Source organism: Bradyrhizobium amphicarpaeae (assembly GCF_002266435.3).
Lineage (GTDB): Bacteria > Pseudomonadota > Alphaproteobacteria > Rhizobiales > Xanthobacteraceae > Bradyrhizobium > Bradyrhizobium amphicarpaeae.
In genome coordinates this window covers 107,101-121,311 of the sequence record NZ_CP029426.2, presented here as the reverse complement: position 1 = coordinate 121,311, position 14,211 = coordinate 107,101, and the positions used below count along the sequence as shown (strand labels likewise).

The window sequence follows — 14,211 nt, the reverse complement described above, 5'->3', positions numbered from 1 at the left end:
TCCATTATTCGTGCTCATTGATAGCGATTGTCTTAACGATCCTCTCCGGTTCAGGCCGGGCGAGATCGATCGACAACAACCCGTTCTTCAGATCCGCACCCAGCACGAGCATCCCCTCCGCCAGCACGAAAGTGCGCTGGAAGTGGCGCGCGGCGATGCCGCGATGGATGTATTGCCGGGTCTTGTCGTCCTGCTGACGCCCGCGGATCACGAGCTGGTTTTCCTCAATGGTTACATCGAGTTGGTCGCGCGTAAATCCGGCGACCGCCAGGGTGATGCGTAAGCGCTCGGGCTGGCCGTCCGCGCCGCCGCACCTCTCGATATTGTAGGGAGGGTAGCCGTCGGCGCCTTTGACGACGCGATCGAGCACGCGCTCAATCTCGTCGAAGCCCAGAAGGAACGGACTGGATAACGTGGGAACACGAGACATAGTTTACAAAGTCCTCGCAAAGCGACTTTGGTGCATCAGGGCCCGTACTGGCACCCCTTGATGAGCAATATGGGCATATCCCTGTGGTGGTTCAAGGATGTAGCGGGAAGGCTTGTGGACGAGCGACTGCCCGCCGTCGCCCAAAAATGCCCCGGTTTGTCATGGCCGGGACTGGCGGACATGACGGATCTCACGACTGAAATCTCTCAGCGAAAACAAAGCCCCTTCTACTGTGCATGGGGTTGTTTTCGCGTTTTTGAGTTTGAGGGCCTCGGAACCCTCAGGCCTCTAACCGCGTGCGGCCGTCACCGCTGAACAGATGCAGCTTGTTACGCAGCGCCGCGACGCGGATTTTCGCGCCGATGGCGGGAGCCTCGGTGCCGGGAATGCGGACAATGATCTCGCCGGGCGGCAGCTCGCCGGGCGTCGCGGCGATGCGCTGCTCTTCCTGTTCGCGCGAGCCGTAGACGAAGGTTTCGGCGCCGACGCGCTCGATCGCCTCCACGGTCAGCGGCAACGTGACGCCGCCGTCCGGGGTCTGGTCGGTGATGACGAAATCCTCCGGGCGGATGCCGAGGATGCCGGCATCGGCCGCGGCGCTGCCCGCGAGCTGCGATCGGATCTCCTCGGGGCGCGTCGCCATCAAATTCATCGGTGGCGCGCCGATGAAGGAGGCGACGAAAGTGGTCGCCGGCTTCTCGTAGATCGCGAGGGGATTGCCGACCTGCTCGACCTGGCCGCCGTTCATCACCACCAGGATGTCGGCGAGCGTCATCGCTTCGAGCTGGTCGTGGGTGACGTAGATCGACGTGGTGTTGAGCCGCCGCTGCAATTTGCGGATCTCGACCCGCATCGCGATGCGGAGTTTCGCATCGAGATTCGACAGCGGTTCGTCGAACAGAAACACCTTCGGCTGGCGCACGATGGCGCGGCCCATGGCGACGCGCTGGCGCTGGCCGCCGGAGAGCTGGCGCGGCTTGCGCTCCAGCATCGGCGTGAGCTCGAGCACGCGCGCGGCTTCGTCGACGCGGGTCTTGATCTCGGCTTCCTTCATGCCGCGGTTGCGCAGGCCGTAGGCCATGTTGTTGAAGACACTCATATGCGGATAGAGCGCGTAGTTCTGGAACACCATCGCGATGTCGCGATCGGCGGGCTCGATCTGGTTGACGATGCGGCCGCCGATGTCGATCTCGCCGCCGGTGACGGTTTCGAGGCCGGCAACCATCCGCAGCAAGGTGGACTTGCCGCAGCCGGAGGGGCCGACCAGCACGCAGAACTGTCCGTCGCCGACATCGACGTTGACGCCCTTGATGGCCTCGAAGCCGCCGGGATAGGTCTTGCGGACGTTGCGCAGGGTGACGTTAGCCATAAAAACTCACTTACTTCTCGGTCTCGACCAGTCCGCGCACGAACAGTTTTTGCATGACGACGACGACGAACACCGGCGGCAGCATGGCCAGCACGGCGGTCGCCATCACGATCGGCCATTCGGTCAGCGCGTCGGTGGTGGTGATCATCTTGCGGATGCCGACCTGGATGGTCTGCATGTCGTCGCGGGTGGTGATGAGCAGTGGCCAGAGATATTGATTCCAGCCGAGGATGAACAGGATCACGAACAGCGCCGCCATGTTGGTGCGCGACAGCGGCAGCAGCGTATCCCAGAAGAAGCGCAGGGGGCCGGCGCCGTCGATGCGCGACGCCTCCAGCAATTCGTCGGGCACCGTCATGAAGAACTGGCGGAACAGCAGCGTCGCGGTGGCCGAGGCGATCAGCGGCAGCGCCAGGCCCGCATAGCTGTCGAGCATGTGCAAATCGGCGACGATCTTGTAGGTCGGATAGATGCGGACCTCGACCGGCAGCATCAGCGTGATGAAGATGATCCAGAAGATCGGCATCCGGAACGGAAAGCGGAAATACACGATCGCATAGGCCGAGATGATCGAGATCGCGATCTTGCCGACCGCGATCAGCAGCGCCATCACCAGCGAGTTCAGCATCATGTTGCCGACCGGCTCTCGGGTCGAGCCGCTCGTGCCGACGAAGATGGTCTGGTAATAGGTCTCGAAGAAATGTCCGCCCGGCAGCAGCGACATCTGCCCGTTCGCGATCAGCGCGTTGTCCTGCGTCGAGGCGATGAACGCGATGTAGACCGGGAAGGCGACGACCGCGATCCCGATCCAGAGAATGAAATGGGCGACGTAGCGCCGGAAGCCCTCTTCCTCGACCATCAGTAGGTCACCTTGCGTTCGACGAAGCGGAACTGGATTCCCGTGAGCACGATGACCATGATCATCAGGATCACCGATTGCGCCGCTGAGCTGCCGAGATTGCCGCCGAGCAGGCCGTCGGAATAGACCTTGTAGACCAGCGTCACCGTCGAGGTGCCCGGACCGCCGCGGGTCATGGTGTCGATGATGCCGAAGGTGTCGAAGAAGGCGTAGACGATGTTGACGACCAGTAGGAAGAAGATGGTCGGCGACAGCAGCGGGAAGGTCACGGTCCAGAACCGGCGCATCGGACGCGCACCGTCGATCGCGGCGGCTTCGAGCACGCTTTTCGGGATCGCCTGCAGGCCGGCGAGGAAGAACAGGAAATTGTAGGAGATCTGCTTCCAGGCGGCGGCGAGGATGATCAGCGTTGCCGCCTGGTCGCCGTCGAGCAGCGGATTCCAGTCGACCCCGATCGCGCGCAAATAGCGCGCGATGATGCCCAGCGAGGGATGCAGCATGAAGATCCAGAGCACGCCGACGACCGGCGGGGCCACCGCATAGGGCCAGATCAGGAGGGTGCGGTACAGCATCGAGCCGCGCAGCGGCTTGTCCGCCATGACGGCGAGCAGCAGCGCAAAGGACAGCGACGAGACGGCGATCGCGAACGAGAACACGAAGGTCCGGACGATCGCTTCGAAATAGGCGGGATCCCTGAACAGCTCGACGTAATTGTCGAACCAGACGAAGGTGGTCGAGAGACCGAAGGCGTCCTGCAGCAGGAAGGACTGGATCACGGCCTGCAAGGCCGGCCAGTAGAAGAAAATCAGGACGATCGCGAGCTGCGGCGCAACCAGCGCGTAAGGCAATAGCTTGGATTGGAAAATGGCTTGCTTTTGCATGGTGTCCGCCGAAAGCGGCAGGCCGGGTGGCCGGCCTGCCGCTCATCGCCTCACTTGACGGCGGTCTTTTCGAACTGACGCAGCATCGTGTTGCCGCGCTCGACGGCGGCATCCAGCGCCTGCTTGGCCGTCTTCTTGCCGGCCAGCGCCTGCTCGATCTCTTCCGACCAGACGTCGCGCAGCTGAACCATGTTGCCGAGGCGCAGACCGCGCGAATTCTCGGTCGGCTCCTTGTTGGTCAGCTCGAGCAGCGGGGTCTCGAGATAGGGCTGGTCCTTGTAGAAACCCTCGGCCTTGGCCTTCTCATAGGCCGCCTTGGTGATCGGCAGATAGCCCGAGGCCTTGTGGATGTAGACCTGGCGATCGGTGTCCGAGAGGAAGGTTAGGAATTTCGCGACGCCCTTGTATTCCTCGGCCGGCTTGCCGCCCATGACCCAGAGCGAAGCGCCGCCGATGATCGAGTTCTGCGGCGCGCCCTTGACGTCGGGATAATACGGCATCGGCACCGCGGTGAAGTTGAACTTGGCCTGCGCCTTGACGTTGCCGAAGAACGCCGACGAGGTCAGGTAGATCGGACACTCGCCCGACGTGAAGCGGCCTTCGCCGGTGTTGGTGCGGCCGGCATAGTCGTAGGTCTTGTCCTTCTGGAGCTCGACCAGCTTCTCGAGATGCTTGACTTGGAGCGGTCCGTTGAACTCGAGCTTGGTGTCGAAGCCGTCGAGGCCGTTGGCCTTGCTGGCGAGCGGGACGTTGTGCCAGGCGGAGAGCTGCTCGAGGTTGACCCAGGTGACCCAGGAGCCGGAGAAGCCGCAGGTCGGATGACCGTTGTCGTGCAGCTTCTTGGCGGCCGCGAAGGTTTCGGGCCAGGTCTTGGGGATTTCGACGTTGGCCTTCTTCAGCTCGTCGAGATTGACCCACATGACGGTCGACGACGAGTTGAAGGGGAAGGATAGCATCTCGCCCTTCGACGTCGAGTAGTAACCGGTGATGGCGGGCAGGTAGATCTTGGGATCGAACTTTTCGCCGGCGTCGGCCATCAGCTTGTAGACCGGCTTCACGGCGCCGGTCGCAGCCATCATGGTGGCGGTGCCGACCTCGAAGACCTGCATGATGTGCGGGGCGTTGCCGGCACGGAACGCCGCGATGCCCGCATTCATTGTGTCGGCGTAATTGCCCTTGTAGGTCGGAACGACCTTGTAGTCGCTCTGCGCCGCGTTGAAATCATTCGCGAGCTTGACGATGACGTCGTTGTTGGCACCGGTCATCGCGTGCCACCACTGGATTTCCGTCACGGCCAGCGCCGGCGACGCCGTCATGCCGACCGTGAGTGCAAATGCGGTAGCTGCGCCAAATTGTCGAAGAGCCATCAAGTAAACCTCCCTTGGCCGTCACGAGAAGCGCTTGCGCTAGCAGCGCCATATGACGTTCACATGACTGTGTAAGCGGGCGAAACGAAAGCGGCAAGCGCTGGAAAAGGAAAGCCGGCAAATAGGCGAAGACGAAGCGGGCGGCCTCCTCCGTTCGCGGTGCACACACGTGGATCGCGCCGCAGTGCGGCATTCGGGATGTGAGCCGAAGACCGGGCCGCACGCTCTAAGACCTCTCCCGCTTGCGGGAGAGGTCGCGCGTAGCGCGGGTGAGGGTTCTCTCCTCGAGGGGAATCCCACAGTGGAGACGCCCTCTCCCCAACCCTCTCCCGCGAGCGGGAGAGGGAGCGCACCACCTTGACGAGCGACGTCTGGCTTATCTCAGCGCTTGCGCTCCGGCCCGCAGACCGTGCCCTTCTCGACCATCGCGTCGATCTCGGCCTTGGAGTAGCCGAACTCGCCCAGCACCTCGGCCGAGTGCTGGCTGAACTTCGGCGGCAGCCGGCGCAGGCTCGGCTTGCTGCGATCGAGCCGGATCGGCGAGGCGACGCCCTTGTACCAATCCTTCTCGACAATATCGCCGCGCGCGATCGTGTGCGGGTTCGTCAACGCCTGGTCGATCTTCTGCACGGGCCCTGCGGGCAGGCCCGCGGCGAGCAGGCGATTGCACAGCGGCTCGGCCTCGTGCTGGCTGAACACGGCGGCAAGCTCGGCGCGCAGCGCCTCGCGGTTGGCGATGCGGTCCTTGTTGCGGGCGAAACGTGGATCGGTGCCGAGCTCGGGCTTGCCGATCTCCTTGGCCAGCTTGCGGAAGGTGCCGTCATTGCCGACGCCGATGAAGATGTTGTCGGTCTTGGTCGGGAAGATCGCATAAGGCACGAGGTTCGGATGCTCGTTGCCGGTGAGCGACGGCGGCTTGCCATGCATGAAGTAATTCGCGGTGTGCGGATGCATGATGGCAAGGCCGGTCTCGTACAGCGTCGTCTCCAGGAATTGGCCCTTGCCGGAGCGCTGCCGCTCCGACAGCGCCATCAGGATGCCGATCGCCGCATAGAGGCCGGTGCCGATGTCGACCAGCGGCACGCCGATCCGCATCGGCCCGCTCTCGGGCGAGCCGGTCGCGGCGATCATGCCGGTCATGGCCTGGATGATGGCGTCATAGCCGGGATTGCCGCCGCGCGGGCCGTCGGCGCCGAAGCCGCAGATCCGGCAATGCACGAGGCGCGGGAATTTCTTGCTGAGCACATCGTTGCCGATGCCCCATTTCTCCAGCGTGCCCGGCTTGAAATTCTCGATCAGGACGTCGGCCGTTTCCAGCATCTTGAGCAGGACGATGCGGCCGCCCTCCGAGGCGAGGTCGAGGCCGATCGAACGCTTGTTGCGGTTGATGCCGATGAAATAGGCCGCGTCCTCCTCGTGGAAGGGAGGGCCCCAGTCGCGCACCTCGTCGCCAGCGGGCGGCTCGACCTTGATCACGTCGGCGCCATGGTCGGCGAGGATCTGGGTGCAGTAGGGACCGCCGAGCACGCGCGTGAGATCGATGACGCGCAATCCGCTCATTGCGCCCAATGCGGCTTCAGAACTGGCGGCTTCAGAACTCATGCCTTCGCTTCCCTGTGTCGAGATTTGGTCACAGGCCTAGCGAGGTTTGCCGATGCCGGCAATGGCGCCGAGCGTAGGGGGTCATGCAGGCGCACACCGCATGCCGCGGCATGGCAAATGGAAGCGGCCGGCCCGAGGGGGATCCCGGGCCAGCCAATCCGCACTTTCGATCAGACGACCGTCAGGCGAACGTCGACATTGCCGCGCGTGGCATTGGAGTACGGGCAGACCTGGTGTGCCTTCTCCACCAGCGCCTCGGCTTCCGCGCGGGCCAGGCCCGGCAGCGAGACGGCGAGATCGATGTCGAGACCGAAGCCGCCCTCGGAGCGCGGGCCGATGCCGACGGTCGAGGTCACGGAGGCGTCAGCCGGAACCTTCGGCCCGCCCTGCGACGATACGAACTTCATCGCGCCGATGAAGCAGGCGGCATAGCCGGCCGCGAACAGCTGCTCGGGATTGTTGCCGGCGCCACCGCCGCCGCCGAGCTCCTTCGGCGTGGTGAGCTTGACGTCGAGCGCGCCGTCGAGGGTCGCGGCATGGCCGTCGCGGCCGCCGGTGGCCTTGGCGCTGGTCTTGTAGAGGACGTTTACGGACATCTTCGTCTCCTCAGGGTCTTGCGGTTGGGGTGCGCCCTGTATCGCAAGCAATTAGATTGTGCGCAATTGATATTTGCATGCCTCACATTTAATTGTCCGCAATTGAATATGCCGCCGGCCGGTCCCAGAATGGGGAGACCCTCGTGAGATTCGCTATGCCTCGCAAACACTCGGCACTGGACCCGCAGCGGCTCGACAACCAGATCTGCTTCGCGATCTATTCGGCCGCGCACGCCTTCAACCGCGTCTACAAGCCGCTGCTGGACCGGCTCGGCCTGACCTATCCGCAATATCTGGTCATGCTGGTGCTGTGGGAGCGCGACGACGTGCCGGTCAAGGACATCGGCGAGCGGCTGTTCCTGGATTCGGGCACGCTGACGCCGCTGCTCAAGCGCTTGGAGGCCGCCCATCTCGTCAAGCGGACCCGATCGAGCGAGGACGAGCGTCAGGTGCTGATCGCGCTGACGGCCCAGGGGCAAGCGCTGAAGGAGAAAGCGCGCGCCGTGCCGCAGTCGATTCTGGCGGCATCGGAATGTTCGGTGTCGGAGCTGGTCGCGATGAAGGACGAGATCGTCGCGTTGAGGGATCGGTTGAATGCGGTGATCGGGGAGTAGGGGGCGGCTTAGAGGCGTTTCTTGGCGAAGGCGCGGCCGGACGCTGATTTCAGATATTTCTCAAACGCTACGGCTTGCTTCTCATCGCTGAACGCAACGTAAGTCTTGAGACGCCAGGGCCGGTATTTCGAGGTGTGGGGCACCTCGCCGGCGTTGTGCTTCGCCAGCCGGGCGCGGAGGTCGTCGGTGATCCCGATATAAAAATGGAGGGAATCGAAGCTCTCAAGGATGTAGACGTATTTCACTGTACCCCCACCCGGTTGCCAAGAGTGGAGCTTACATACTCGTTTTATTCGGTGAAGCCCGGCTTCGCCCTTCGGGCTACGCCGCGGCAGCCTTCGCAAGCTTCGCTACGATGGAGCGACGCTGGCTTGCCGAGCCGAAGCTCGCGAAGCGAGCGAAGGCTGGTGGAGCCAGGCGGGATCGAACCGCCGACCTCTTGCATGCCATGCAAGCGCTCTCCCAGCTGAGCTATGGCCCCTTAGTCCTTGTGGGGATCCTGGTGGATCACCCGCACCGGCGAGCCCTGGTGACTCGCGCGGTGCACCCTTTTTCACAGATCAGGGCCGATCTCAAGTCTCTTCATCACCTCCGACATCACCAATGATGTCGGTCACGTCCTCATCGCCCTCTTCTTCGTCGGCAATGAAGGTCGAATCATCGTCATCGTCGTCATCAATGGTCTCGTCGACCTCGATATCGTCCTCGGATTCGGGCACGGCGGCCTTGACCTTGCCGGTGTTCTCCTCGGCGTCGGCCTCCTCGAGCGAGACCTCTTCGACCTCTGCCGGCTCCGGCGTGGCATCCGCCGTCGCCGCGTGCCGGGCTTCGGCACCGCGAGGCACGCGCGCGGGCGCGACGGGCGCGATCGGCACGACTTCGCCGGTATAGGGCGAGATCACCGGATTCTTGTTGAGGTCGTAGAACTTCTTGCCCGTGGTCGGGCAAATACGTTTGGTTCCGAGTTCTGACTTGGCCACGGCAGGAATCCTGGGAATGTCTGAAAAGCGGTGTTTCACTTGGCTAGTTGGCGGGCCGCTGTCAATAGCGCATTACGGGAGAACGACATGCCCGTGACGGGGTGCTGACCATGTGGTACCTGCGCCGAGCCCCCTTGAAGGCGCATCCAAGGACACGATCGTGACCAATTCCGACCAAACGAGGCCGCTCCAGGCTCGCGCCAGCGGGCCCCTGACCGGGAAAGTACGGGTGCCCGGGGACAAGTCGATTTCCCACCGTGCCCTCATTCTGGGCGCGCTCGCGGTCGGCGAGACCAGGATTTCGGGCCTGCTGGAGGGCGAGGACGTCCTCAACACCGCCAAATCGATGCAGGCGCTGGGCGCCACCGTGGAGCGGACCGGCGATTTTGCCTGGAAGGTGCAGGGCGCGGGCGTCGCGGGCTTCGCCCAGCCCAAGGCTCCGCTGGATTTCGGGAACTCCGGCACCGGCTGCCGGCTGGTGATGGGCGCCGTCGCCGGCTGCCCGATCTCGGCGGTTTTCGACGGCGATGCCTCGCTGCGCAGCCGGCCGATGCGCCGGATTCTCGATCCCCTGGAAAAGATGGGCGCGAAGGTCGTCTCCGGCGGGGAGGGCGGCCGCCTGCCCCTGACCCTTCAGGGCGCGCGCGATCCGCTGCCGATCACCTACCAGACCCCGGTCGCCTCGGCCCAAATCAAATCGGCGGTGCTGCTGGCGGGTCTCGCTGCGCCCGGCACCACAACCGTGATCGAGAGCGAGGCCAGCCGCGACCACACCGAGCTGATGCTCAAGCATTTTGGCGCCGATATCACCTCCACGCGCGAGGGCACGCATGGCCGCAAGATCACCCTGGTCGGCCAGCCGGAGCTGCATGGCGCCACCGTCGTTGTGCCCGCCGATCCCTCCTCGGCGGCTTTCCCGGTGGTCGCAGCGCTGATCGTCGAGGGCTCCGACGTCGTCCTGTCCGACGTCATGACCAATCCGCTGCGCACCGGCCTGTTCATCACGCTGCGCGAAATGGGCGCATCGATCGAGGAGAGCGAAGTCCGCGGCGACGCCGGCGAGCCGATGGCGCGCTTGCGTGTACGCGCCTCGAAGCTGCGCGGCGTCGTGGTGCCGCCGGAGCGCGCGCCCTCGATGATCGATGAATATCTGGTGCTGGCGGTGGCAGCCGCCTTCGCCGAGGGCACGACGATCATGCGCGGCCTGCAGGAGCTGCGCGTCAAGGAATCGGATCGCCTGGAGGCCACCGCCGCCATGCTGCGCGTCAACGGCGTCAAGGTCGAGGTCTCCGGCGACGATCTGATCGTCGAAGGCCGCGGTCACGTCCCCGGCGGCGGCACTGTCGCCACCCACATGGACCATCGCATCGCGATGTCCGCACTGGTGATGGGCTGCGCCTCCGATCAGGCGGTGACCGTCGACGACACCGCCTTCATCGCCACCAGTTTCCCGGATTTCATTCCGATGATGCGTTCGCTGGGGGCCGAGTTTTCATGATCATCGCCATCGACGGGCCCGCGGCCTCGGGCAAGGGGACGCTCGGCAAGCGTCTCGCGCACCATTACGGCTATCGTCATCTCGATACCGGCGTGATCTACCGCGCGGTGGCTTATGCCCTGATGCAGTCCGGTCACGATCTCCGCGACGAGGAGGCTGCGGTCGCCGCGGCGCTGGAACTCGATCCCGAGAAGTTCGGCAATCCAGCCCTGAAGACCCAGAAGGCCGGCGAGGGCGCCTCGATCGTCTCGGCGATCCCGAGGGTCCGCGAGGCCCTGGTCAACTTTCAGAGGCAATTCGCCGCCGATCCGCCCGGTGCCGTGCTGGACGGCCGGGACATTGGAACCGTGATCTGCCCGCATGCGGACGTGAAGATCTTCGTCGTGGCCGATCCAAAAGTCCGGGCGCGCCGCCGGACCATGGAGGCCAAGGCAAGGGGCGAGGAGGCCGACGAGGCCGCCGTGCTCGCCGACATCATCCAGCGCGACGAACGCGACAAGAACCGGCCGATTGCCCCCCTGAAACCGGCCGCGGATGCTTACTTGCTAGATAACTCCCAACTGGATATAGAAGGCGGCGTCCGGGCCGCCATCGACATTATCGAGGCCGTCCGAGCGGGCCGGTCGCGGGGTTAAGCCGCCGCCGTCATTGGAGGAAGTGCCCGCTCCCGCTCTTTGAGGTCGATACCTCGGTCCCCTGTTCGGGACCGGCGCGATCCAGGCTCCGGACATAAGATTTCCACGTATCGAACGCGCGGGCCTCAGCCGGCCCGCTTCCGTTGTTTCGCCTCTCAGGGGCGGCGCAACGAGCGGTCGTTCGAAGGTTTTGCGGACCTTCCGACACTGCGTGTGCGATGCGCCCATGAACCCAACGGCCGGCACGACATCCGCAATTGGAGAACAAATGGCTTCGACTTCCGCTGATACCTATAGCCCGTCGCGCGACGATTTCGCTGCGATGCTCGACGAGTCCTTCGCAGGCGGCAACCTGCAGGAAAGCTCCGTCATCAAGGGCAAGGTGGTTGCAATTGAAAAGGACATGGCCGTCATCGACGTCGGCCTGAAGACCGAGGGCCGCGTCGCCCTGCGCGAATTTTCCGGCCCCGGCCGTGACAGCGAACTGAAGGTCGGCGACGAGGTCGAAGTGTTCCTCGATCGGATCGAGAACGCGCTCGGCGAAGCCGTGCTGTCGCGCGACAAGGCGCGCCGCGAAGAGAGCTGGGGCAAGCTAGAGAAGGCGTTCCAGAACAACGAGAAGGTCAACGGCGTCATCTTCAACCAGGTCAAGGGCGGCTTCACCGTCGACCTCGACGGTGCCGTGGCCTTCCTGCCGCGCTCGCAGGTCGACATCCGTCCGATCCGCGACGTTGCGCCGCTGATGAACAACTCGCAGCCGTTCCAGATCCTCAAGATGGACCGCCGCCGCGGCAACATCGTCGTGTCCCGCCGCACGGTTCTCGAAGAGACCCGCGCCGAGCAGCGTCAGGAGCTGGTGCAGAACCTCGAAGAGGGTCAGGTCATCGACGGCGTGGTCAAGAACATCACCGATTACGGTGCGTTCGTTGATCTCGGCGGCATCGACGGCCTGCTGCACGTCACCGACATCGCGTGGCGCCGCGTCAACCACCCGACCGAGGTGCTCTCGATCGGCCAGACCGTGAAGGTCAAGATCATCAAGATCAACCACGAGACGCACCGCATCTCGCTGGGCATGAAGCAGCTGCTGGACGATCCGTGGCAGGGCATCGAAGCCAAGTACCCGCTGGGTGCCCGCTTCACCGGCCGCGTCACCAACATCACCGACTACGGTGCGTTCGTCGAGCTCGAGCCGGGCATCGAAGGCCTGATCCACGTCTCCGAGATGTCGTGGACCAAGAAGAACATGCACCCCGGCAAGATCGTTTCGACCTCGCAGGAAGTCGAAGTGCAGGTGCTGGAAGTCGATTCCGTCAAGCGCCGCATCTCGCTCGGCCTCAAGCAGACCATGCGCAACCCCTGGGAGGTCTTCGTCGAAGGTCACCCGACCGGTTCGACGGTCGAGGGCGAGGTCAAGAACAAGACCGAGTTCGGCCTGTTCCTGGGTCTCGAGGGCGACGTCGACGGCATGGTCCATCTCTCCGACCTCGACTGGAAGCTTCCGGGCGAGCAGGTGATCGACAACTACAAGAAGGGCGACATGGTCAAGGCCGTGGTGCTCGATGTGGACGTCGAGAAGGAGCGCATCTCGCTCGGCATCAAGCAGCTCGAAGGCGATCCCTTCGCCGAGCCGGGCGATGTCAAGAAGGGCGCGGTCGTGACCTGCGAAGTGCTCGAAGTGAAGGAAAGCGGTATCGAGGTGAAGATCACCGGGACCGACTTCACCACCTTCGTCAAGCGCTCGGAGCTTGCCCGTGATCGCAACGACCAGCGCGCCGAACGCTTTGCCGTCGGCGAGAAGGTCGATGCCCGCGTGATCCAGTTCGACAAGAAGGCCCGCAAGGTCCAGGTGTCGATCAAGGCGCTCGAAGTCGCCGAAGAGAAGGAAGCCATCGCGCAGTACGGCTCCTCCGATTCGGGAGCGACGCTCGGCGACATCCTGGGCACCGCGCTCAAGAACCGCGACAGCAAGTAAGCGAAACGCATTTCGCTGCATCGAAGCCCCGGCGCGAGCCGGGGCTTTTTTGTTGTGGCTTGGTGCCCGTTGCCCGGATGGAGCGAAGCGCAATCCGGGAGGGTGTTTCGGCGCTGTGACGGGCCCCGATTACGCTTGCGCTCCTACGCAGTTGCTCTGGGTCAGCCCGCAGGCCTTGTTTTCTTCAAATTGCGCCGCAATTGATGTATCCAGATAAGCCGTTGGTCACGCTGTGAGGGCACAACGCGCTTGGCCTTTCATTTGGAGATATCTGGATGTCGCTCGATTCGGACATCATCGTCGATCGCCGCAGGATCCGCCGCAAGCTGACGTTCTGGCGCGTGATGGCCGCGCTGATCGCGATCGCGGCGATTGCGGGCGTTGCGCTGATCGCGACACCCGGCGCGCGCGGCACCTTCGCATCCGCCGGCTCGATCGCGCGGGTCCATATCGAAGGCCTGATCCGCAGCGATTCCGATCGCACGCAGGCGCTGGAGCGGCTGGAGAATTCGCAGGCTGCGGCTGTTATCGTTCACATCAACTCGCCGGGCGGCACCACCGCCGGCTCCGAGCAGCTCTACGATTCGCTCGTCCGGCTCAAGGCGAAGAAGCCGCTGGTCGTGGTGGTCGAGGGCCTGGCTGCCTCCGGGGGCTACATCACGGCGATTGCCAGCGACCACATCATTGCCCAGCAGAGCTCGCTGGTCGGGTCGATCGGCGTGCTGTTCCAATATCCCAACGTCAGCGAGCTCCTGAAGACCATCGGCGTCAAGGTCGAGGAGGTGAAGTCGTCGCCGCTGAAGGCTGCGCCCAACGGTTTTGAGCCGACCAGTCCCGAAGCGCGGGCTGCCCTTGATGCGCTGGTGAAGGATTCCTATGCCTGGTTCAAGGGATTGGTGAAGGAACGGCGTGGCATGGATGACACGCAGCTCGAGAAAGTGGCTGATGGCCGCGTCTTCACGGGACGCCAGGCGATCGATCTCAAGCTGATCGATCAGATCGGCGACGAGAAGACGGCGGTGACCTGGCTGGTCGAGCAGAAGAGCGTCAAGAAGGGTCTTCCGGTACGCGACTACAAGCTCGAGCCGCGCTTCGGTGATCTGCCGTTCCTCAAGACGGCGGCTGCCATTGCGCTGGAAGCGCTCGGTTTTGGCTCGATTGCGCATCAAATCGGGCAAACCGGGGTCGCGCAGGCGGTCGATCGGTTTGGAATGGACGGAATGCTGGCGCTGTGGCACCCGGCCGCGTCAAATTGACGGGGCTGGGCGAGCGCCTGAGGATTTTCCCGCCTGACGGGCATCGGGTCAGCCCGCTTTTTCGGCATTTGTCACGCATTTTCACGATACTCAATCCTGATTTAGCGTCTTGACAGATCAAGGTATTTTCACGGAAATGGTCATCCGCA

General features: G+C 63.8%; 14 protein-coding genes and 1 tRNA gene. 5 read left to right on the top strand and 10 right to left on the bottom strand.

Annotated features, from left to right (window positions below; all coding sequences use genetic code 11):
* Window positions 1-4 precede the first annotated feature (4 nt).
* The 7 genes from CIT40_RS00530 to CIT40_RS00500 all read right to left on the bottom strand — a co-directional run bounded on the left by CIT40_RS00530 (window position 5) and on the right by CIT40_RS00500 (window position 7,104).
* Window positions 5-430, bottom strand: a complete 426-nt coding sequence (locus CIT40_RS00530) for an Hsp20 family protein (protein WP_028139463.1) — start codon at window positions 428-430, stop codon at window positions 5-7.
* Window positions 431-710: 280 nt separating this feature from the next.
* Complete coding sequence (locus CIT40_RS00525) at window positions 711-1,799, bottom strand: sn-glycerol-3-phosphate import ATP-binding protein UgpC (protein ID WP_094894180.1); 1,089 nt, start codon at window positions 1,797-1,799, stop codon at window positions 711-713.
* 10 nt (window positions 1,800-1,809) lie between these two features.
* Entirely contained in the window at window positions 1,810-2,658 is an 849-nt protein-coding gene (gene ugpE / locus CIT40_RS00520) for a sn-glycerol-3-phosphate ABC transporter permease UgpE (protein WP_094894183.1), read from the bottom strand.
* On the bottom strand, window positions 2,658-3,539 hold the full coding sequence (ugpA, locus tag CIT40_RS00515; RefSeq protein ID WP_094894185.1) for a sn-glycerol-3-phosphate ABC transporter permease UgpA: 882 nt from the start codon (window positions 3,537-3,539) through the stop codon (window positions 2,658-2,660). Before ugpA ends, ugpE begins: the two co-directional genes overlap by 1 nt.
* Before the next feature lie 50 nt (window positions 3,540-3,589).
* The gene (ugpB, locus tag CIT40_RS00510) at window positions 3,590-4,906 is read right to left on the bottom strand and encodes a sn-glycerol-3-phosphate ABC transporter substrate-binding protein UgpB (protein WP_094894188.1); all 1,317 of its coding nucleotides are present in this window, start codon (window positions 4,904-4,906) and stop codon (window positions 3,590-3,592) included.
* 381 nt (window positions 4,907-5,287) lie between these two features.
* On the bottom strand, window positions 5,288-6,508 hold the full coding sequence (locus CIT40_RS00505) for a CaiB/BaiF CoA transferase family protein (protein ID WP_094894190.1): 1,221 nt from the start codon (window positions 6,506-6,508) through the stop codon (window positions 5,288-5,290).
* Between the two features lie 170 nt (window positions 6,509-6,678).
* On the bottom strand, window positions 6,679-7,104 hold the full coding sequence (locus CIT40_RS00500) for an organic hydroperoxide resistance protein (protein WP_018323436.1): 426 nt from the start codon (window positions 7,102-7,104) through the stop codon (window positions 6,679-6,681).
* Between the two features lie 155 nt (window positions 7,105-7,259).
* Between CIT40_RS00500 and CIT40_RS00495 the strand changes: the two genes are divergently transcribed.
* Window positions 7,260-7,718 carry a MarR family winged helix-turn-helix transcriptional regulator gene (locus tag CIT40_RS00495; RefSeq protein ID WP_094894192.1) on the top strand — a complete coding sequence of 153 codons (459 nt, stop codon included), beginning with the start codon at window positions 7,260-7,262 and terminating at the stop codon, window positions 7,716-7,718.
* An 8-nt stretch (window positions 7,719-7,726) separates the two neighbouring features.
* On the opposite strand, the gene CIT40_RS00490 is transcribed toward CIT40_RS00495, so the two are convergent.
* The 3 genes from CIT40_RS00490 to CIT40_RS00480 all read right to left on the bottom strand — a co-directional run bounded on the left by CIT40_RS00490 (window position 7,727) and on the right by CIT40_RS00480 (window position 8,698).
* Window positions 7,727-7,963, bottom strand: a complete 237-nt coding sequence (locus CIT40_RS00490; protein WP_094894195.1) for a GIY-YIG nuclease family protein — start codon at window positions 7,961-7,963, stop codon at window positions 7,727-7,729.
* A 160-nt stretch (window positions 7,964-8,123) separates the two neighbouring features.
* Window positions 8,124-8,199 (bottom strand) — tRNA-Ala (locus CIT40_RS00485).
* A gap of 91 nt (window positions 8,200-8,290) precedes the next feature.
* Window positions 8,291-8,698, bottom strand: coding sequence for a TIGR02300 family protein (locus CIT40_RS00480; RefSeq protein ID WP_094894197.1), 408 nt, complete (start codon window positions 8,696-8,698; stop codon window positions 8,291-8,293).
* Between the two features lie 160 nt (window positions 8,699-8,858).
* On the opposite strand from CIT40_RS00480, the gene aroA reads away from it, so the two are divergent.
* The 4 genes from aroA (at window position 8,859) to sppA (ending at window position 14,062) form a co-directional block, all read left to right on the top strand.
* A complete protein-coding gene (aroA, locus tag CIT40_RS00475; RefSeq protein WP_094894659.1) occupies window positions 8,859-10,196 on the top strand; it encodes a 3-phosphoshikimate 1-carboxyvinyltransferase in 1,338 nt (445 codons plus the stop codon).
* Window positions 10,193-10,831 (top strand): (d)CMP kinase, encoded by a 639-nt coding sequence (gene cmk / locus CIT40_RS00470; protein WP_028139472.1) that lies wholly within the window; start codon window positions 10,193-10,195, stop codon window positions 10,829-10,831. The genes aroA and cmk overlap by 4 nt, the downstream gene beginning before the upstream one ends.
* 268 nt (window positions 10,832-11,099) lie before the next feature.
* Window positions 11,100-12,806 (top strand): 30S ribosomal protein S1, encoded by a 1,707-nt coding sequence (gene rpsA / locus CIT40_RS00465; RefSeq protein ID WP_162307796.1) that lies wholly within the window; start codon window positions 11,100-11,102, stop codon window positions 12,804-12,806.
* A 275-nt stretch (window positions 12,807-13,081) separates the two neighbouring features.
* A complete protein-coding gene (gene sppA / locus CIT40_RS00460; RefSeq protein WP_094894202.1) occupies window positions 13,082-14,062 on the top strand; it encodes a signal peptide peptidase SppA in 981 nt (326 codons plus the stop codon).
* Window positions 14,063-14,211: the final 149 nt, after the last annotated feature.